This is a genomic window from Pseudoalteromonas sp. SR45-6 (assembly GCF_014163545.1).
Lineage (GTDB): Bacteria > Pseudomonadota > Gammaproteobacteria > Enterobacterales > Alteromonadaceae > Pseudoalteromonas > Pseudoalteromonas rhizosphaerae.
Window position 1 is genome coordinate 161,944 of the sequence record NZ_JACJDM010000004.1, and the last position, 19,840, is coordinate 181,783.

The following is a 19,840-nucleotide window of genomic DNA, read 5'->3' on the forward strand; positions in this document are numbered from 1 at the left end:
ATTTAAATAAGGAAAGACTATGAAAATCAATTTACTTAAAAGCGCATTTATCGGCGCACTTACTTTCACTGCCCTAGCATCTAGCTATGCCAATGCACATGCTCGCTGGTTAGTGCCTTCGCACACATCTCTTTCAGGCGACAAAGCACATTATGTGATGATCGATGCCAGTATTTCGAATGAAATTTTCGCACCAGATAAAGCATATCGTCCAGCACAAAAAGGCGCGGAATATGATGATAATCTGATTATGGCAATCGGCCCTGATGGCAAACCAGTTAGCGATAAAATTCGTGCATATTATCTGCAACGTAAAAATTCAGCGGCGGTAAAACTAGCTGGGGAAGGTACTTATCATATAACGATGAGCCAAGAACCACGACTAATGACTTTTTATAAAGATGCCAAAGGCGAACGTGGCCGTGCATTTGGCCCTAAAGACAGTAAAGATATCCCAGCTGATGCAACCGATATTAAAACCACAAAATCGATTGCAACGGTAGATACATTTGTAAGCCGCAACGGCACCTCAAAACCTGCGCTACTTGGTCAAGGCTTAGAGATCAGCGGCCCGACTCATCCTAATGATTTATTTGTTGGTGAAGAGGCACGTTTTCAGTTATTAAAAGACGGTAAACCTGCTGCCAACATAGAACTTGCCATCTTAAAAGGTGATACACGTTATCGTAACGAACGTGGCGAAGTTAAAGTAACCACAGATAAAAACGGCTTTTTCACTAACACATGGCAACACCCTGGACTATACCTGATTGAAGCAAGTGTGAGCGAAGGTTCAACTGAAAAAGGTATCGATAGCGTACGTTATTCATTATTTACTACCTTAGATGTAGCACCTGAATAAAACCCCTCATTAAAAATAAAGGCCAAGTAACTTAGCTTGGCCTACAACTCTAAATAAACACATAAACAACTTAGCGCCAAAATTTTTCTAAAATTTGAATTTAATTCTTTTATTTTCCCTCTTTTGGGTTCATATTATAAACAATTAAATTAACATAACTATAAAATATTTAACTGAAATAAATATTATGAAAAATGGACTTTATACCAACCTAATTCAAACCAGAAATAATCCTCATTTAAATTTAATAGCAAGCACTACAGGCTTAGCTTTACAGTACCACTAAACACAACAAAACCAACAACAAGGAAAGTAATATGAAATGGAGTTTTTTAATCCAGCTAGCTTTGATCCTAACTCTCACAGCCTGTGGCTCAGGAGGTGGTGACTCAGAAAAAAAACCAACCAATAAAGTCACTAACAATAAACCCGTTGCCATGATCAGTGCACCAACCGGTGAAATGCGGGTAAATACCGCGCTAACATTTAGCGGTACAAAAAGCAGCGATCCCGACGGCGATTCATTAGTTTATAAATGGCGCTTAACCACTGCAGACGGACAAAATGAGATCGCTCTTGCTGTTGATAATGAAAATAAAGTTGAAGTATCACTTGCTGAAGCAAAGAGTTATAAACTAATTTTAGTTGTGAGCGATGGCAAACTTTCGAGCGCCCCAGTTGAAAAATTAATTGAAATTAAAGCCGACCCAACGCAATTAATTGCTCATGCAGGACTTACTCAAACAGTAAAACAAGGTGATGTGGTTGCATTAAATGGTGCGCTAAGTAGCACATCTAACGGTGTAATAAATAAATACTTATGGCAGTTTACGGCAAAGCCTCTTACCAGCAATGCAATCATAGAAAATAATAATAGCGTTACCAGCAAATTCATTGCAGATAAAACAGGTGCTTACGCAATAAAGCTAACCATTACTAATTCACTGGGGGAAACAGCAAGCAACGAGGTAATGATAAAAAGTGAGTCTTTATACGAAAATTCAGCTCCTCAAGCGGTTATTAAAGTACAAAATAAAACCGTCGCTCCTCGCAGCATAGTCACATTAGATGGCAAGCAAAGCAGTGACCCTGATCAAGGTGATACACTAAGTTATCTGTGGACTATTACCGCACAACCTGCCGATAGCAACCCGACACTCACTGATAACTTAAGCAATACCGCAGGCTTCTCTTCTTTAGACCTCGGTGAGTACACGCTCTCACTAACAGTTAAAGATCAATATGGTGAAACTGATACCGCCACAGTTACTTTAACTGTAGAGATAGCAAATCAAGCTCCTATTGCACAACTTGTAGCTGAGAGAAACATTAACTTAGCTGAAAATATTACTCTGCAATGCGAACAATGCAACGATCCTGAAGGGCAACCCTTAAGCTACCTTTGGCAGATAAAAAGCAGACCTGAGAATAGTAAAGCGCAGCTAATCCAAGGTACGACAGCAACCCCTTCTATCAGTGCTGATATTGAAGGTGATTATGTGATCACATTAATCGTATCAGACGGACAGCTTAATTCTGAGCAAGTAATAAGCGTTCTTCACGCTCAAGCCAATGCAAAACCAACAGCGATTATTGCTGATGTAGCACCTATTTTAGTCGATGAAGAAATTCAACTTGATGGCTCACAAAGCACAGATCCTGAAGGCAAAGAGCTTACCTACCAGTGGGAAATTTTATCGCCATTAGGACGTGCTACGCTTTCTAACACAGACGTTGCTAAACCTTACTTTAAAGCATCAGGTGCAGGAAGTTTTGTTATTTCGTTACGTACCAATGATGGTAATAAAGACTCCGATACGCAAACAATCACTATCATAGTTAGAGACAATGCAAAGCCAGTCATTATTTCTAAAGGCGAACAATTACGTCAGGCTTTTGTTGGTAATATAGTAACATTTGATGTTAGCCAAAGTTACGACCCTGAAGAGACCAATCTTAATTATACTTGGGGGCTTACCAAGCCTAATGAGTCAAATGCAGCACTGGTAAACATAAAAGATGGCGTCGCTGAATTTACCCCTGATATTATAGGTAGCTATAATGTCACTGTTACTGTTACTGATGCTGAGGGCAATGCAGCTGTAATGGAGTTTGCGATCTCTGCTACCGATTCCGCTTTACTAACAGGCATAGTTAAAGGACAAATTACCAACGTAGCTAAAGTTGGTATCAATAACGCTATACTGATGATAAATGGTAAGCAGCATACTACAAATAGCAGCGGCTTCTTTGAGGCAATAGTTAGTGTTGAACAGGGCGCAACTGTTAGTATTTCTACAGCAGATGAAAGACTGGCAACTAGCGAGTATAGTTCAGCAGCGATAACACAAAATGATTTTATCATTAATATTAATCAAACAAGCCTACCGGTTTTTCAAGATGTAGAAGTCTCTGTATTCGTCTGTCCTGATTTTACTGGACCCGACACCGTAAATCTGCGCTTTAAAATGATCGATACTATTTTAACGTCGAATAGTTTTCAGGCTCAGTATGATGAAACCAAGCCTTTGATATTACAAAAAAGTAATAACACATATCTAGATAGCACACTAAATATTGCACTCCCTGTAACTGCAACATATGAAATAACCGTGGTTGAAGACAATGTGCGCAATACATCTTATTCAAGTACTGCTATTTACTACTCTCAGTCGCCCCCAAACTTAGCGATAATCACCATTTGTAATAATTAGAAAAAACTAAGCCACTTCACGCGTGTTGAAGTGGCTTAGCGTACCTTCCAGATCCAATCTAAAGAATATTAAGAACAACCCTAAATTTGGTATTTTTGACCACTTATTCGCTATACTTATCTGATAATAAAAATAAAAACCAATAAAAACAAATCATTAAATTTTGGCTTTGTTTTTGCTATAAATTAGCAAATCGTAAAATATAATTAACAATGAGAAAATAAATAATGATCAACAAACCTCTTTCTTTGCTAGCCAAAGCCCTTCCTATTGCCACTAGCCTATTGTTTCTCAGTGGCTGTATTGTGCATGTTTCAACCTCGTCAGCCAATATACAACAACAGCAGCAACGCTCAATATCAGCGTCACAATTACAGCAACTAAGTATTAATGCTGAGGCGGGTTCACTTAAAGTGATCGGCTCAACCACAGCAACTAACATCAGCGTAGATGCCACTATTTATACAGCAAAAAGTGATGACCCTTACATACTTACTCTGGAACAAAAAGGCGATAAAGCCGTACTTATAGCAAAAAATTATAGTTCATCAGGAATAGTGGTATATCAAGGTAATTCACCCAGTATTGATTTAGTTATTACTGTGCCAAGCTCATTTAACCTTGAGATTGACGATGACTCTGGCGATATAGATATTGCTGGTGTACTAGGTAATATCATTATAGATGACGACTCAGGGAGCATTCGTATTGATCAAGGTCATCACGTCACAATTGACGATGATTCAGGGGATATCGATCTGCAAAATATTACTGGTAATGTAGAGATCAGTGATGACTCTGGCAGTATTACTGCACGTAACGTTGCTGGCAATATGACTATTGAAGATGATTCGGGTGATATAACCCTTACTAATATCACTGGCAGCGTAGATATTGACGATAACTCTGGCAGCATCAATGCCAAAACTCTAGGCAGTTACATCACCATTGAAGATGAATCGGGTGATATTTATGTTGAACATGTAAATGGCCTAGTCACCATTGAGGATGGCTCAGGCAGTATTCGTGTTAACGACAGTAAAGGTATCACCATCATTGACGCTGGCTCTGGTGATTTGAGCATCGATAATATCAACGGCCCAGTAAAACTTAACTAACTCTTGATGTAAAACGGCCAAGTAATTGGCCGTTTTTTACTGTCTAATTTTGTGTTGTCGGTCGTGTGATCACAACAACTGCTATATTTTGCTAATCGCAAATACCCTCAGCGTCTTATCGCAATGCTTGATGAGCGTAAATGTGTCGTCGCTAGTTTCCCTACCTGCGGTATTTTGCATTAAAAGCATCAACAAGTAATAGTAAGCACTGTTTACTACGCATAAAGCTCCTTTTAGTGCCATACAACACACCATTAAAATTCTTTAAAAAAGAATATTAACGCCTATTTTTACTAATTTTCGTTCTTTTAACGTGAGTATATTATTAATCAAGCATCAATAGTGATACTCGAAATTAAGTGATCATCTATTGTTAGGGCTATAACTTATGTATTCAATTAATCGAATCAACGTGACTCTGCTTGGTCACCTTTAAGGAGCAAAACATGGCTAAAATACTCAACCCAACTGAACATGATATTGGTGGCTTAAACGTAAAGCGCGTACTGCCTAATTTTGATAAAAAAATGGTGGGACCATTTATCTTTTTTGATCACATGGGACCAAACGATTTTCCTGTTGGCCAAGGGATCAATGTTCGCCCTCACCCGCACATAGGCTTATCAACACTCACTTATTTATTTCGCGGCAGCATTTTACATCGCGACTCGCTAGGTAATAATTTAGAAATCCACCCAGGCGATGTGAACTGGATGACGGCAGGTAAAGGCATTGTTCACTCAGAACGAGAAAGCTTTGAAGTGCGCGCTAACCCGCATCATATTGACGGCTTACAATGCTGGATTGCGCTACCAGAAAATATGACTGAGATTGAGCCTTCATTCACCCATATAAAAAAACAGCAACTACCACACATAATTCATGAAGGTATCATGATGCGCTTAATTGTTGGTGAAGCTTACGGATTAAGCTCCCCAGTTAAAACCTACTCCCCCATGTTTTATATTGATGTGGTTGGCAGCGCCAATAGTCAAATTAAGTCGCCTAACCCACAGCAAGAAACCGCGTTATATGTTATTTATGGAAGCGTTACCGTGGGTCAACAGGATTATCAAGCAGGTGATTTTATCCTACTTGATAACCTCGATACTGATATTCACTTTGCCAGTGATGCACGCTTTATTTTGCTCGGTGGCGATAAATTTGAAAAAGTCCCATACTTGCATTGGAACTTTGTTGCTTATAGCAAAGAACGCTTAGAGCAGGCAAAACAAGACTGGCAAACTCAACGTTTCCCAAAAATCCCTGGTGACGATAAAGAATTTATTCCGCTATAGTAAACAGTATTTTAAGGCATAATAAGTTAGCCAGTATTAGCAAAGGACAACTATGTTAGAGATCGCATTAATTTATTTAGCCGCAGCCATTGTTGCGGTGCCTATCGCAAAACGCCTTGGGTTAGGCTCCGTGCTCGGCTATTTGCTGGCAGGTATTTTAATTGGCCCGTATTTGCTGGGGTTAGTGGGCGATCAAACGTCTGTTATGCATTTTGCTGAATTTGGTGTAGTAATGATGCTGTTTTTAGTCGGCCTTGAACTACAACCTGCAAGGCTTTGGAAGTTACGCCACTCTATTTTAGGGCTTGGGGGTTTGCAAGTAACCCTAACAGCCGCGGTAATTTTTGCAATTTGTTATTGGTTTATGGCCATGCATTGGCAAACAGCACTAGCAATTGGTTTAATGCTCGCGCTTTCTTCAACAGCAATTGTGCTACAAAGCCTGGAAGAAAAAGGTTGGCTGAAAAATGAAGCCGGCCAAAATGCGTTTTCGGTACTGCTATTTCAAGATATTGCCGTTATTCCTATTTTAGCATTACTACCATTATTGGCGTTTGAGCCAATGTTAAATGCCACCAGCACGCATAATTCGCTAACTGCCGATTGGCCAGTTTGGGGGCAAGTAACCGCCTCAGTAACAGTGATCGCGGCAATTATTTTAGCTGGTAAGTATATTTCTGCGCCACTATTTAGGTACATTGCTGAAACCAGAATGCGGGAAATATTCACTGTATTTGCGTTATTTTTAGTGGTAGCGATTGCGCTGATTATGCAAAATGTTGGCTTATCTCCAGCGTTAGGGACTTTTTTAGCGGGTGTGGTACTGGCAGAAAGTGAATTTCGTCATGAGTTAGAGGCCGATATAGAACCCTTTAAAGGACTGTTATTAGGATTGTTTTTTGTCGCTGTCGGTGCCTCTATCGACTTTGCATTGTTATTTAATCAATTTACTTTAGTGGTTACATTGGTTGCAGCTTTAATTGTTGTAAAGGCCGCTGTTTTGTATGCCTTAGCACGAACTTTTAAAATTCATCATACCCAGCAACTGTTATTCACTTTAGCCCTAGCACAAGGTGGTGAGTTTGCTTTTGTACTCCTGACGATGACTAATACATTGCAAATTTTAACCCCAGAACAAAGCAACTTAACCACCTTAGTCGTGGCCATCTCAATGTTAATAGCCCCTTTACTATTAATGCTTTACGACACATTACAAAAACGTAGCAACACAACAACAAAACCTGAGTTTGATAAACCAGAGCAGATAAGCCCAGCCAAACACGTAATCATTGCTGGGTACGGCCGTTTTGGACAAATTATGGGGCGCTTACTGAGCACCCAAGGGTATGATATTAGTGTCCTTGATCACAGTCCTAGCCAAATTGATCTGCTGCGCCGCTTTGGTAATACGGTGCATTATGGTGATGCAGCACGTAAAGAACTACTCGAAGCCGCTGGAGCTGATACCGCACAATTACTGGTTATTGCTATTGATAATGCCGACAAAACTCTCGAAATAGTTAAACTTGTCCGCAAACACTTTCCGCACTTAAAGATTGTGGCGCGCGCTAAAGATCGTCGCCATGCTTACCAATTACTTAATTTGCACGTTGATGCGTTTAACCGAGAAACCGTTGACTCTGCCATCAACCTTGCCGTTGAAACCCTAGAACTATTAGGAAATTCAAAAGAAGACTCGCAGCGCGCAGGACACTTATTTAGAGAGCACGATCGTGCCTCAGTACTGCAACTAGCAAAACTGTGGGGCGATGATCACAGTTATGGTGTAGCTGTACGCCAACGTACTGAAGATCTAAAACAAGTACTCAATCAAGATAAACGTGCCAGAGAATCACTCAATACCTGTGACCAAGGTGACTGCGAGGACAACCATAAAGATGCTTAAAATAACTTTAGAGCAATGGCGTATGTTTAGGGCTGTGGTTGAACATGGCGGTTTTAATCAAGCATCACTAAAAATTTATAAAAGCCAATCAAGTATTCACAATGCTGTTGGTAAAATTGAGACCGCTTTAGGTGTTAAGTTATTTACTATTGAAGGACGTAAAACCGTGATCACCGAAGCTGGTGAGATGATGATGCGCCGCGCTAATTACCTACTCGATGAAGCCGCCAAAATAGAAGCAATTGGGCAGACCCTCAGTGAGGGGATTGAAAGCAAATTACGTATTGCTGTTGATGAAGTTTTTCCGCAAGCACTGCTTTATAAAGTACTCAACAATACCTCGGCAATGTATCCATTATTACGTATTGAATTATACGAATCAGTACTGACTGGCGCGAATGAATTACTAGAGAACACCAGTGCCGATATTGCAATATCGGGATTCACTGGCAAAGCCGGGTTTAGTGAAGAGTTGTGCAATATCGAGTTTACAGCTGTTGCGCACCCAGATCATGCGTTACATAGCATCACCCGACCTATCACCCTTGAAGATTTAAAATCGCACCGACAAATTGTGGTACGCGATTCAGCCTTACACAATAAACAAGACGGTGGCTGGTTAGGTGCCGACCAGCGCTGGACAGTAAGCCATATGCGGACTTCCATTGATATGATCAGCAACGGCTTAGGCTTTGCTTGGCTACCTAGCACAGCGATTACCAATCAGTTAGCACAAAATCGGCTCAAGCCCCTTAATCTTAGCCACAATAGTAAGCGCAGTGCCATGCTACATTTACTATTTAAAGACGGTGATCGCCTTGGCCCGGCAGCGCGCACATTCATTGGCGAGTTACGATATCAAGTAATGCAGGCTGATCTTGATTGCTAATCAAGGGCTTTCATTCTATTAATTAGAACAAATAATCCTTTTAAAAGCGATTTTAATCTTCCTTATAAAACTTATACTGCTGCTATTCAAATTAGCGTTTAATCAGGAGTTAAGTTATGCACTACATACGCAAAGCCAGCGAGCGCGGCCAAGTTGATCTTGGTTGGTTACAAAGTCAGCATAGTTTTTCATTTGGCCATTACCATGATCTAAAACACATGGGGGTGTCAGTACTTAGAGTGATCAACGAAGATAAAGTACTTGCAGGCCAAGGCTTTGGCACTCACGGACACCGAGATATGGAAATAATTTCCTATGTCATTTCAGGCGCATTAAAACACCAAGACAGCACTGGTAATGAATACATTGTTCCTGCTGGTGACGTGCAACGGATGAGTGCCGGTAGTGGCATTATGCACAGCGAATATAATGCTTCAAATTCAGCAACAGCGCACTTTTTACAAATTTGGATACAACCCAAATTGCGTGGTATAGCCCCTAGCTATGAGCAAAAAAGTATTCCGCAAACAACTCAGCTTACACCACTTGTTACACCAAATGGCGAACACGGCAGCGTGAGCATCAACCAAGATGCTAGTATCTATCGTTTAAAACTTGATGCGGGTCAATCGCATACATTGCAAACAGCGGATAGAAAAGGTTATTTGCATATTATCTGCGGGCATATTGACGCAAACAAGCAAAATTTTAGTAACGGCGATGCCTTTGCACTAAATCGCAATGAACGGGTAATATTAACAGCCACCAGCAGCTTAGAAGCGCTGTGGTTTGATCTACCAGCATAAAGTAAATAATCAGTAAGTAGAAAAACCAATGACAGTAACAACCCTCTCTATCATCGCATTTGTCGTATTGCTCACCGGCGTGTCAAAATCAGGCTTTGCAGGAGCGCTTGGAGTGTTTAGTGTCCCTTTACTAATGCTAGTGATGCCCCCCGTTGCCGCAATCGGTTTGATGCTACCGGTACTTATTGTTGCCGATGTCTTTAGTTTAAAAAGTTACTGGCAACAATGGGATATACAGCAACTTAAACGCTTACTACCGGGTTTATTGGTAGGCGTAGTTATTGCACATGCGTTAATTGGCTGGTTAGATGCGGCGTTTATAAAAACAGCGATTGCTATTTTATGTATAGTGTTTGCTATTCGCAGTTTAGCCTTTAGCAAGTTTACTTTGAATGCCTTAAATAGCCGTTTAGGTGCCTTCTCTATGGGCGGTTTAGCCGGTATTGTAAGTACCTTAGTACATGCTGGCGGCCCACCTTTAATAATGTATTTCAGTACCATTAAGTTACCACCGAAACGATTTGTCGCAACTGTGGCGATTATTTTTGCGATGATGAATGCCGTCAAGCTTATTGGCTTTATTAGTCTGGGTTTAATCGAAATAAAGTGGGCATTAATTGCACTTGCCAGCTTGCCGATTGCTTTTTGTGGTAATCGTTTAGGGATCTGGTTGCAGGGCAAACTCAATACTTCGCAGTTTCTGAAAATAATGAATGTACTACTCTTGTTGCTGGGTATTTGGTTGTTAGTGATGTGATCTGGCTAGTTAAACATTTCGTAGTTAGGTAAACTGATTCAACAAACGCTATTTAAGGCTCTATTTTGTTAAATAACCAACCACTTCGTAAACCCTTCTCTGTACTGGTTGTTATTTATAAAAAAAATAAAGACTGTTTACTGATCCAACGTACCGATGATGCTAACTTTTGGCAATCAGTCACCGGCGGGATTGATGAAGGCGAAACGCCTATTGTGACAGCTTACCGTGAGCTATTAGAAGAAACAGGGATAGATGCCCGCGCACTGGGTTTAACAATACGTGATCACCAAAAAACCAATCAATATACCATTAGAGAGTCATGGCGACACCGCTATCAAGCCAATGCGTTAATTAATACTGAGTATGTTTTTAGTATTTGCGTACCCGATGATATCGCCATTACTTTAGATCCGAATGAGCACACTGATTTTATTTGGCTAACGCAACAACAAGCGGCTGACAAAGCCTGGTCGCCAAGTAATCGCGATGAAATCTTGGCGTTATAGTTTATTTAATTGTTATCAATTAGGTTAACTGCTTACTTGTAGCACTTATTGAAACAACAAGCACATATTGATTGCTTGTGGCAACCACATCATTGCGTCTGAGGTTAACTCATCGCTAGAAACCTCTAGCTGTAATGCTGTTTGCTTAATCGCCATATTAAAGCTACTTCCTTGTATACAAAAACCGAGTAGCAAATACTGCCAATGAGCTAAAGACCAGACTCTAAATCTATAATGTATACGTGTTAAAGCAAGGTAACATGGTTGCTGAATAGGTAAAATCAACTCATCAGGCATTACTTCTAATTTTGCTATGCAGGCTTCAATTTGTGAAATGAGCTCTAAAATAGGGTAATCTAATGTTATTACTCGCAAACAAGGCGCCGCTTGAATATCAGTATTATTTACTAAACACGTGAGCATTTGCTGTTCGATAGAAAGCTCGGTTGCCGTTACATTTTTTTCAAGACCTTGGGCTACTAACACCTCAGACTTGGTGCGTTCAAATAAGGCTATTTGAGCAGGTAAATCGACCATAGTTTGTTGAGCAACATCGATTATACCTTGTGGTTTAGTTTGTGCTAAAAATTCGGCGAATTGCTCACCTAAATAATATAGACTCCAACTTTTAGAAGGCACCGTCACAATAAATGCTTTAGCAAATGTGGAAAATAACGTATCTCCCATATACTGCGCCAACAATGAAAACTCACAACGTAAACAATCCACAAGCCTTAGCACATAACCTGCAGCGTAAATATCTACTCGCTGCTGGGCTGAAATTTTATCTGTACTTTTAATTAGCGTATCAAGCATAACGCCATCATGCGCATATGCCTGTAAGAGTTTATCATCCAAATCACCACGAACAATTAATACTGTTTGCAACCAATGCTGCACTTGCCTCAATGAATGTTCACTCATAATTTCTCTTTAGCTAAAACCAGCGGTGTAGAAATACAACCTTGTTGGTGGTTATTTTGTACTGGAGCATGAGGAATTTGACCCGCTAATACAGTTTTAGCTTTGTTTAACTCAGCGACTAATTCAGGAAACGCAGGAATATTTGCATCCCATTCCAGTAAAGTCGAGACAGGCCCACATAAAGATTGCGCGAGTTGATACAATTCCCATACAGGTTCAGGAACTGGTTTATCATGGGTATCTATCAAACAATGCCCGCTGAGTGTTGGCCCCGCCAAATGCATTTGCACAATACTTTTAAGCGGTAAGTTTTTTATATATGTCCTTGGGCAAAAACCGTGATTATACGCCGACACATAAACATTATTAACGTCTAGCAGCATAGCACACTGTGTTTGTTCGACCAGCTGCGTAAAAAACTCCGGCTCCGTGAGCGACGAGTTTTGAAACTCTAAATAAGTAGAGGGGTTCTCCAGCACTAATGGCCGCTGTAAAAAGTCTTGTACCTGATTAACCCGGTTAATAACATGCTTTAAGCTTTCCTCAGTAAGCGGCATAGGTAGTAAATCGTGGCTATTTACTCCTGCAAAGCCTGTCCAACATAGATGATCTGATATCCACGCTGGTTTTACAAAATCCGCCAATGCTTTTAACTTTTCTAAATAGTCAAAATCAAGCGCAGAGCTACTGCCTATATTCATAGACACACCATGCATAACAATAGGGAAATCAGCCATCAATTGTTCTAATACATGACGGCCATAGCCATAATTATCGATGTAATTTTCACTAATGATCTCAAACCAATCAACCCCTGTTACTGGTTTTTGCATTAAGTACGGATAATGCTCACTGCGCAACCCCAAACCAAAGCCTAGCGGGTTTATTTGCTCAATAGCAGAAGCAGCAAAAGGCTGCTTCTGTATGTATGATGTCATGTATTCAATCCAATTAAGTTGAAGGCGGAAGCGCTAAGCGAATATCATCTGCAGGTGGCGGCGTAGTTTGCACTCCTTTTGCATTACAATAGGCCTGCCACGCGATACTGTAAACCGCATCACCTTCTTTAAATGGCATTTGCTCTAGAACTTTACCTGTTTCTGGGTCGGTATATGGTTTAGCCGTAGATGCATAGTCTGGTCCATCACCAAATTCAAATAATTGCATCTGGGGTTTTGCTGATGGCTCTTTTGGGAATAGCTGCGAGGCAGAAATCGGCACAGCACAACCACCTAAATTATTACATTTGTTATTTGCAGGAGCGCTAAATGGACCATCAGCAGGGGCGCTACCACCACAGCTTCCTCCCGGTGTTGTGCTATGCACAAACCCACACCCACCTTGCGCTTTGCAATTGTTCGAACCTTTACAGCTGTGGAACACTGTTGCGGGAGGTAAATTATTTGAATTTTCTTTTGTATAATCCATACCTTGGCACGCATGGTATAAAACATCCTTAGACATATCCGCAATACCCGCAACCAGATCTGGAGCCTGCCCTGTTGTAGCCCAACAAATAGATACTCGATCGCCCGAACCCCCCATTGCAGGACCTGGAAACTCAGTCGTTTTACCACCCCAATAGCGATCCAATGCTGTGGTAAGTCCTTTTAAAGTGCCAACCGCTGATTCACTAAAAATTTGATGTGTTTGTGCACGACGTTCAGGGCTAGAAAACAAATTATTCAATGCTTTTTCTACATCAACTACAGCAGGTAAATCTGGGTGCTTATGCTTAGCCTTATCGCCACCTTGCGGGTTAAGCATTGCTACTGTAAATTTACCGCACAAGTTATGCCACGTTTGCCAGGTCATATACACTTGGGCCGCGTTGTTATCACTGTAAGATTGACCCTCTTGGTATTCATATTGAATAATCAAATCAAGTACATCAGCAAAGGTAATAAAATGATCTTTTTTAGTATTTGTAATACGTGCGCATGCAATACCAGATACAGGAAGTGGCTTTTGCCCAGCGCTATCCGCTGGGTAATCTTCTTTTAGGTTATCAGCATTAGGTTGAAACTTAGCAGCGACCTGATGATCATCTGCCTCAATCGGTGTGCTTTTCAATGCTACCGTTTGTTGCTGCAAATACGTTATTACCCAACTCTCTGCCGCCCAGCGGCTGCAGATTTCAGAAACAACACCTTTACCTTCACCTTGATCCGTTATTGCATTGATATTATTAACAATTTCAATTTTTAACTTATCTAGATCATTACTTTCATTGATTGAACCATTAATCCCCGGGTATTGCGGTTTATATTCGGCTGAGTCACGAGTATTAAAGTAATCACGTTGCACGGAATCAGGTTTAGCTGGATTCACCAAAATATCAATTAAGCTACTACCATCCTCATACACAATTTCAAGATAGTCCCAATAACAGCAATACATATGCCCGATAGAACCAAACATAGGTAAATCAACTTCTGTATCTGTTGCTTTAAACCAATCAAAAGGAGCTGTTTCAAAGTATTTAGGGCGAACTCCATCTAAATCTTTATTAATTATTAATTTTTTTGCACTTTCCTCGGTTTCTTCAATCAATAAAAACAGTAAAGCCTGCTCTTTTGTCAATGCAGCTGCATTGACTCGCATATCTTGTAGCGTTTGACCCTGAAAGTGAGTTGTAAAGTATTCTTTCACTTTAGGGCTAAGTTTTGATAAATCACGGCTGCAGTCTTTAAAATCTAAGATATGCGGGATTTGCGTTGTATCGTCATAACAATGCCAACCAAACTTTTCTGTTTGCAGTGCATTACTGGTAAATGAAGGAGTTAGATTTAGTTTACTGGCGATATTAGAAGCCAACTGTAAATGCAGCATTTCTTCTATAAACACACTATAAACAGCATTAAACGCCTGTTCATTTACGCTCAATGGCTTGCTGGGTTTTGGCGTTGGAGTAATATCTAATTTTGCTATTCGTTCATTAGGAATAAAGCCTGCTGTTGCCCCTAACCCAGGCCATAAACGCTCGGGATACAAGCCTTCATCCCCACCTATTTCATGCATGCCTTGTATTGAATACAGACCTGTCATATATAACGGGATGGTAAATAACTCAACGTTAATCGCAGCTTGTGCGATGGCTTTTATACACGCAATATCAGCGTCTTTGTAACTTACGGGACGCTCTTTAATTTTTTTGTATTGTTTGATGCTGACTTTAAGATCAAGATCGAGGTTAATCCTTACCGCCTTTTGTGCACTCTGCATTTTCAATTGCTCCATGATGACAGTTATATGCGACCAAGAAACTTGTCGCGTAAGTCAAATGAGTGTAGAAGGTTTCATCAGCGATGCAGTATTACAATACATTACAAAAGTAGATATTTGGTACAGAAGTAAAACTAATACTTTATTCAAAAACAGTAAAAAGCGCGTTGATAAGCACATTAAAGTGGCGTCCGTTCACCCAACAAGCATTATGCTGTTTCGGCTCAGTAATATCGTTTACCCGCTAGTAGCAATCATTTTACTGCGAATATTTACCTCTATCGGCATCATTGTAGATTTGCAAGTAAGATTTAATACTGAATATCCTTGTTATACCCAGCCCCAAAAGCTAGGTATAACAAGTGGATAAATAGCCGGCGCTATAACCGCTGTTTGTTACTATAAATACTTTAACCAAGGTTTATTTGCTTTGCGCTTATAGTGACTAAATGCCTTAGTTGGCCAATATAACGTAACGGCTAACACAACCGTAATTAACCAAATCCATGTAATATCATTTACGGCAAAATATGCACCATGATTAGCACCAAAAATAGCTCTGCAAATTGTGTATAAAATCAATAAAACGTAAAGATGAAAAATATAAAAGAACATCGGCACCGAGCCATACACTCTTAAAGCATTACTAAAGCGATTTAACGGACGCTCAAAAAACCATAAGCCAAAAAACATCAGCGCTAAAGTGATTAATAAAAAGCTCAGTGAAGGTGGATATTTGGTAACGTTAAATATCGACATAGCCGTTTGCACTGCTGTTGAAAACTGCTGCCAAGGTAGCGTTTCGCCATAGATATTTAAGCCGCGTAAAATAGCAAATAACGCTATACACGCTAAGCCCAAACCAATCAGCCACTGTTTACGATCTTCACTGTCTCGATTATGTGCGTACAGTGGGCCTGCGCAGTAACCAAGTAATATAACCCCAATCCAAGGTAATACTGGGTAACTGATTTTGACATTAACTAAACCACCTTCAGAGATAAAGCCGCGATCGTGCAGAATAGTCCATAAGGTATAACCCCACTCATCTGGACTGAAGGTAATTGGTGTGAGTAAGTTATGGCCAAAAACAATCAATAAACCCAATGCTAACAATAGTCGTTGCGGTAAGTTAATTAGTAATGCCAGAGCCAGCATACACAGGCCAATAGCCCATATCACTTGTAGAAAAATAGTCGGGATAAACCAAATCCACAAAAAGCAAATAACCGTAACTTCAAGGGCAATTAAAAACAACCCCCGCTTAACTAAAAAACTACGTGCAGAGCGTACTTTACCTGAGCTTGGGTGGCTATAAAGCCACGCCGAAAGCCCTGTTAAAAAGATAAAGGTTGGCGCGCAAAAGTGCGCTGCAAAACGGCTCCAAAACAGCCCTGGAGAGGTAACGTCAACATCCATTGGGTCTAATACCGGCATTTGCGAGAAAAAACGCTCTCGCACATGATCAAGTAACATTAATAAGATAACCACGCCACGCATGATATCGATACTATGAATACGGTTTTTAACTTGTTCAGAAGTCATATGTTATACCCAATTTAAACTGTGTTGGTGCACCAGGGTAGGCCCATAATGCATTGTAGCTACTGGCTATGTAGCTTTCATCAAATACATTATCAACATTAAGTGAAACATTTGTCCGTTCAGTCGCCTGCCATTGAGCAAATAAACCCACCAGCTGATAACTTGGTAAGTTAAAAGATAAGTTTACTGGGTCGCCTAGTCGCTCTGAAATATATTGATAATGACCACCAAATTTAATGTCTTGCTCAAGTACACGGGTATTGTGATTTAAAGAAAGCGAAAAATTATTTTTTGGTACGTTAACTAACGGGCTACCTTTAGGTATAGGCTCTAACCACTCAACATTAATCATGTCTTTGGCTGTTTCAGCCTTTACGTAAGCATACGAAAGTGTGTACTGAGTGTTTTCACCTAAACTACCAGTCAGATCAACCTCAATACCTTTACTGGTTACTTTACCAATAGGTTTTGAATAACCCTTATCGTCAGCCACCAACATGTTGCCTTTGCTAGCATCAAATAAAGCGATGATACCGCTAACGTTGTCAAAGCCGAACTTCACACCCACTTCAAAGGAATCACTTTCTTCAAAACCAAACGATTTACCCTGAGCGTCAGTACCACTTAAAGGTATAAACCCTTCGGAATAGCTGGTATAAAGGTTAATCGCATCATTTAGCTCATATACCATGCCTAGCCGTGGGCTAAGTCGATTCATCGTGCTATCTGAAGCAACACCTGACTTAGTCTCGAAAATATTCTGCTCAATTTCATCAAACCGCAATCCCAGCATTAATTTAAAACGCTCGGTAAGGTCTAACTGATCTTGTACATAAATACCGTATGCCTTTTGCTTTTCATTGTTTTCATACAGTTGCGCAACATCGGGGCCTTGCCCTTCACTGTAGTTTGGCTGATAAATATTTAATGTGTACGTATCTTTACCACCACGATAACGATAAAGCCCAGTGCGAAGCTCATAGTCATACCCATCAACACCAATCAAAACATGGTTAGTGATATCAGCAAGATCAAAATGACCACTTAATTCTGCGCGTACTGACAAATCATCAGAGTAATAATCTCTATAACGGTGTTGACGCGTAAGCATAGGATTATCTAAAGACAAAGTCTGTCTTGGAGGAGATAGTTCAGCATCAGACGAAAAACCTGTTAACGTAGCGGTACGATGGTTAGCGCCCAATAAGAGTGACCAGTCGCGATTAAAGTCATAGTCATAATTAAGTTGGTGTCCGCGAGAGTGCACTTTAGTTGGCGCATCATTAGGGTTACCTAAAAAACGGCTTCTAGGTACGGTATCAAAATTATCGTTAAGTACAACAATACCTCGGTCATACATTTGCTGCTGGTCAACGTACTCAAACTCATACGTTAATGACGATTTATCATTGATGCTGTAATACACCGAAGGCGTGATCACAAACTTATCATGATGTACGTGATCTCGAAAACTGTCACTATCTTGCCATGCACCATTAATTCGAAATGCAATATCTTCAGTTAGGCCGTTAGTGTAATCACCTTGCACACGTTTATGATCATCACTGCCAAGTTCAGCTTTTAACTGGCCTTGCTGATAGAACTGTGGTTTTTTAGTAATAATATTAATTGTACCGCCTGGTTCAGAGCGACCATAGAGTGCAGAACCTGGGCCTTTTAACACTTCAATATATTCAATGTTAGATACATCACGTGGGCCCGCAAAACCTCGCCCACCACTAAAGCCATTAATTAAATAGCCTGATGGCATATTTTCATTACCCGATAGCCCCCTTATAGAGTAGCTATCCCACAATGCCCCACCATTATTTTTGCGAGAAATACTGGCAGAAAAATCAAGTGCATCCCTGAATTTAGTGATGCCATTATCAACCATCATTTCTTTACTTAATGTGGTAATTGACTGCGGCAGCTCTTTAACAGGAATATCTCCTCTAAAGGCTTGTTTATGTGCAATTGTGATGGTTTCTATATCTGATTCTGTGGCATTAGAGCCAAAAGAGAGTGCTGCAAAGGCAAGAGTTAATGCTGAGTACTTCATGATCCACTTTAATGATTGCTAGTCTTGTTTGGATATAATATAACATAATTGCAAAGCAGTGATACAATATAACGTTCAATTTAATAAAAAATAATACCAACCCTAAATGCTATGGTGTCAGCTACTCTGCAACTTGTTCGTAAATGGCATTGGCCTGAGCAAGAGCAAGCGACTAACCTCACTATGCGCTTTGATTATTACTTTGACAAAGATGTCACTCGTGACGAAATAATTAGCCACTGTATTAAGCAATCAAAGCAACTGTGCAGTTAATTTATTTTGATCAGTATATTGAGCCTAAGGCCTGTATTGCCTACAATGGCACACAATATATTCAATGCAGATCACAATTATGACTGATACAAATAAACCAGAATTACCAGATCAACTTTCGATCAACCCACGTAGCAAATTTTATGTAGAAGAAGTATTCGAGCATGAAATCGGCATTACACTTAACGGCAAAGAGCGTTTTGACGTTGAAGAGTACTGCATCAGTGAAGGTTGGATCAAAGTAGCCGCACCTAAAGCACTAGACCGCCGCGGCCAGCCATTACTTATGAAAGTAAAAGGCACAGTAGAAGCGTTTTATAAGTAACCGCTAAATAATTGAAAAAGCCGACTTTTGTCGGCTTTTTCATCACTGATTTTTACTTAGCGCTAGATAACGCTATAACATTACTTTAATACCTTTTTGCACTCGGCTCTATTTAAACTCATTGATACCTTGGCAATTAAAAGCCGTTACCTTATAAAAAACTCAACAGGTACAACAAGCTCAAGATTATTGCCTGCGATACCATTTGGTATGGCGGGTAATGGCTGTGCGCGTTGTAACATTTTGAGGGCTTCATCATCCAGCGCTGGGTAACCCGATGTTTGCTCTATGCGGCTTGTGACGATCATACCGTCACGACCAACTATAAAGTATACGATTACAGTGCCTTGCTGGCGTCTACTTTTAGCTATTCTTGGGTATTCTTTGTGCTTTTCTAGCCATGTTAATAAGGTCGTTGCATAGTTTTTTTTGTTTGCAAAACTAGCATTAATAGCCCCCTTGTTAAGGGGGGAGCTTTGCGTATTCGTTGCAACTTTTTTATTACTAGAGACAACGCTCTCTGCATTTATTGCTAAGCTTGCACCCTCTGCACCTTGGGCTGGTTTCTCTAGGGGCTTAGATTCTGGTTTAAGCTCTGGTTTAGGCTTCGGTTTAAGCTCTGGTTTA

The 19,840-nt window shown here is 40.3% G+C and carries 17 protein-coding genes; 11 read left to right on the top strand and 6 right to left on the bottom strand.

Annotated elements, in window-relative coordinates:
• Window positions 1-19 precede the first annotated feature (19 nt).
• From H5158_RS03635 to nudB, 9 genes are all read left to right on the top strand, one after another.
• The gene (locus H5158_RS03635) at window positions 20-862 is read left to right on the top strand and encodes a DUF4198 domain-containing protein (RefSeq protein ID WP_182739468.1); all 843 of its coding nucleotides are present in this window, start codon (window positions 20-22) and stop codon (window positions 860-862) included.
• A 317-nt stretch (window positions 863-1,179) separates the two neighbouring features.
• Window positions 1,180-3,576, top strand: a complete 2,397-nt coding sequence (locus tag H5158_RS03640) for a PKD domain-containing protein (protein WP_182739469.1) — start codon at window positions 1,180-1,182, stop codon at window positions 3,574-3,576.
• Between the two features lie 227 nt (window positions 3,577-3,803).
• Window positions 3,804-4,694 (top strand): DUF4097 family beta strand repeat-containing protein, encoded by an 891-nt coding sequence (locus H5158_RS03645; protein ID WP_182717532.1) that lies wholly within the window; start codon window positions 3,804-3,806, stop codon window positions 4,692-4,694.
• A gap of 446 nt (window positions 4,695-5,140) precedes the next feature.
• The gene (locus H5158_RS03650) at window positions 5,141-5,992 is read left to right on the top strand and encodes a pirin family protein (RefSeq protein ID WP_145240193.1); all 852 of its coding nucleotides are present in this window, start codon (window positions 5,141-5,143) and stop codon (window positions 5,990-5,992) included.
• A gap of 52 nt (window positions 5,993-6,044) precedes the next feature.
• Window positions 6,045-7,898, top strand: coding sequence for a monovalent cation:proton antiporter-2 (CPA2) family protein (locus H5158_RS03655; RefSeq protein ID WP_145240191.1), 1,854 nt, complete (start codon window positions 6,045-6,047; stop codon window positions 7,896-7,898).
• A complete protein-coding gene (locus H5158_RS03660; protein WP_149982269.1) occupies window positions 7,891-8,787 on the top strand; it encodes a LysR family transcriptional regulator in 897 nt (298 codons plus the stop codon). Before H5158_RS03655 ends, H5158_RS03660 begins: the two co-directional genes overlap by 8 nt.
• Before the next feature lie 116 nt (window positions 8,788-8,903).
• On the top strand, window positions 8,904-9,593 hold the full coding sequence (locus tag H5158_RS03665; RefSeq protein WP_182717534.1) for a pirin family protein: 690 nt from the start codon (window positions 8,904-8,906) through the stop codon (window positions 9,591-9,593).
• A gap of 28 nt (window positions 9,594-9,621) precedes the next feature.
• A complete protein-coding gene (locus H5158_RS03670; RefSeq protein ID WP_182717535.1) occupies window positions 9,622-10,350 on the top strand; it encodes a sulfite exporter TauE/SafE family protein in 729 nt (242 codons plus the stop codon).
• Window positions 10,351-10,415: 65 nt separating this feature from the next.
• Window positions 10,416-10,859 (top strand): dihydroneopterin triphosphate diphosphatase, encoded by a 444-nt coding sequence (gene nudB / locus H5158_RS03675; RefSeq protein ID WP_182717536.1) that lies wholly within the window; start codon window positions 10,416-10,418, stop codon window positions 10,857-10,859.
• A 45-nt stretch (window positions 10,860-10,904) separates the two neighbouring features.
• Here nudB and H5158_RS03680 read toward each other — a convergent pair whose 3' ends face one another.
• From H5158_RS03680 to H5158_RS03700, 5 genes are all read right to left on the bottom strand, one after another.
• Window positions 10,905-11,783, bottom strand: a complete 879-nt coding sequence (locus tag H5158_RS03680) for a DNA-binding domain-containing protein (protein WP_182739470.1) — start codon at window positions 11,781-11,783, stop codon at window positions 10,905-10,907.
• Complete coding sequence (locus H5158_RS03685) at window positions 11,780-12,721, bottom strand: DUF692 domain-containing protein (protein ID WP_149982274.1); 942 nt, start codon at window positions 12,719-12,721, stop codon at window positions 11,780-11,782. Before H5158_RS03685 ends, H5158_RS03680 begins: the two co-directional genes overlap by 4 nt.
• A 13-nt stretch (window positions 12,722-12,734) precedes the next feature.
• Entirely contained in the window at window positions 12,735-15,008 is a 2,274-nt protein-coding gene (locus H5158_RS03690; protein WP_259399408.1) for a ferritin-like protein, read from the bottom strand.
• A gap of 399 nt (window positions 15,009-15,407) precedes the next feature.
• Complete coding sequence (locus H5158_RS03695; protein ID WP_182739472.1) at window positions 15,408-16,553, bottom strand: DUF1624 domain-containing protein; 1,146 nt, start codon at window positions 16,551-16,553, stop codon at window positions 15,408-15,410.
• Window positions 16,543-18,615 carry a TonB-dependent siderophore receptor gene (locus H5158_RS03700; RefSeq protein WP_182739473.1) on the bottom strand — a complete coding sequence of 691 codons (2,073 nt, stop codon included), beginning with the start codon at window positions 18,613-18,615 and terminating at the stop codon, window positions 16,543-16,545. Before H5158_RS03700 ends, H5158_RS03695 begins: the two co-directional genes overlap by 11 nt.
• Window positions 18,616-18,726: 111 nt before the next feature.
• Between H5158_RS03700 and H5158_RS03705 the strand changes: the two genes are divergently transcribed.
• On the top strand, window positions 18,727-18,888 hold the full coding sequence (locus H5158_RS03705; RefSeq protein WP_182717542.1) for a hypothetical protein: 162 nt from the start codon (window positions 18,727-18,729) through the stop codon (window positions 18,886-18,888).
• A gap of 79 nt (window positions 18,889-18,967) precedes the next feature.
• The gene (locus tag H5158_RS03710; RefSeq protein WP_149982278.1) at window positions 18,968-19,213 is read left to right on the top strand and encodes a DUF3297 family protein; all 246 of its coding nucleotides are present in this window, start codon (window positions 18,968-18,970) and stop codon (window positions 19,211-19,213) included.
• Window positions 19,214-19,359: 146 nt separating this feature from the next.
• Here H5158_RS03710 and H5158_RS03715 read toward each other — a convergent pair.
• Window positions 19,360-19,840 (bottom strand): energy transducer TonB (locus H5158_RS03715; RefSeq protein WP_182739474.1); only part of this gene is annotated, 481 nt, incomplete at its 5' end.

What these genes read in the sequence shown, in the direction of transcription:
- H5158_RS03710 (WP_149982278.1), top strand. Translation starts at nt 18,968, where the DNA reads ATGACTGATACAAATAAACCAGAATTACCAGATCAACTTTCGATCAAC.
- H5158_RS03700 (WP_182739473.1), bottom strand. Translation starts at nt 18,615, where the DNA reads ATGAAGTACTCAGCATTAACTCTTGCCTTTGCAGCACTCTCTTTTGGC.
- H5158_RS03695 (WP_182739472.1), bottom strand. Translation starts at nt 16,553, where the DNA reads ATGACTTCTGAACAAGTTAAAAACCGTATTCATAGTATCGATATCATG.
- H5158_RS03640 (WP_182739469.1), top strand. Translation starts at nt 1,180, where the DNA reads ATGAAATGGAGTTTTTTAATCCAGCTAGCTTTGATCCTAACTCTCACA.
- H5158_RS03645 (WP_182717532.1), top strand. Translation starts at nt 3,804, where the DNA reads ATGATCAACAAACCTCTTTCTTTGCTAGCCAAAGCCCTTCCTATTGCC.
- H5158_RS03635 (WP_182739468.1), top strand. Translation starts at nt 20, where the DNA reads ATGAAAATCAATTTACTTAAAAGCGCATTTATCGGCGCACTTACTTTC.
- H5158_RS03685 (WP_149982274.1), bottom strand. Translation starts at nt 12,721, where the DNA reads ATGACATCATACATACAGAAGCAGCCTTTTGCTGCTTCTGCTATTGAG.
- H5158_RS03665 (WP_182717534.1), top strand. Translation starts at nt 8,904, where the DNA reads ATGCACTACATACGCAAAGCCAGCGAGCGCGGCCAAGTTGATCTTGGT.
- H5158_RS03660 (WP_149982269.1), top strand. Translation starts at nt 7,891, where the DNA reads ATGCTTAAAATAACTTTAGAGCAATGGCGTATGTTTAGGGCTGTGGTT.
- H5158_RS03650 (WP_145240193.1), top strand. Translation starts at nt 5,141, where the DNA reads ATGGCTAAAATACTCAACCCAACTGAACATGATATTGGTGGCTTAAAC.
- H5158_RS03690 (WP_259399408.1), bottom strand. Translation starts at nt 15,008, where the DNA reads ATGCAGAGTGCACAAAAGGCGGTAAGGATTAACCTCGATCTTGATCTT.
- H5158_RS03680 (WP_182739470.1), bottom strand. Translation starts at nt 11,783, where the DNA reads ATGAGTGAACATTCATTGAGGCAAGTGCAGCATTGGTTGCAAACAGTA.
- H5158_RS03655 (WP_145240191.1), top strand. Translation starts at nt 6,045, where the DNA reads ATGTTAGAGATCGCATTAATTTATTTAGCCGCAGCCATTGTTGCGGTG.
- H5158_RS03705 (WP_182717542.1), top strand. Translation starts at nt 18,727, where the DNA reads ATGGTGTCAGCTACTCTGCAACTTGTTCGTAAATGGCATTGGCCTGAG.
- H5158_RS03670 (WP_182717535.1), top strand. Translation starts at nt 9,622, where the DNA reads ATGACAGTAACAACCCTCTCTATCATCGCATTTGTCGTATTGCTCACC.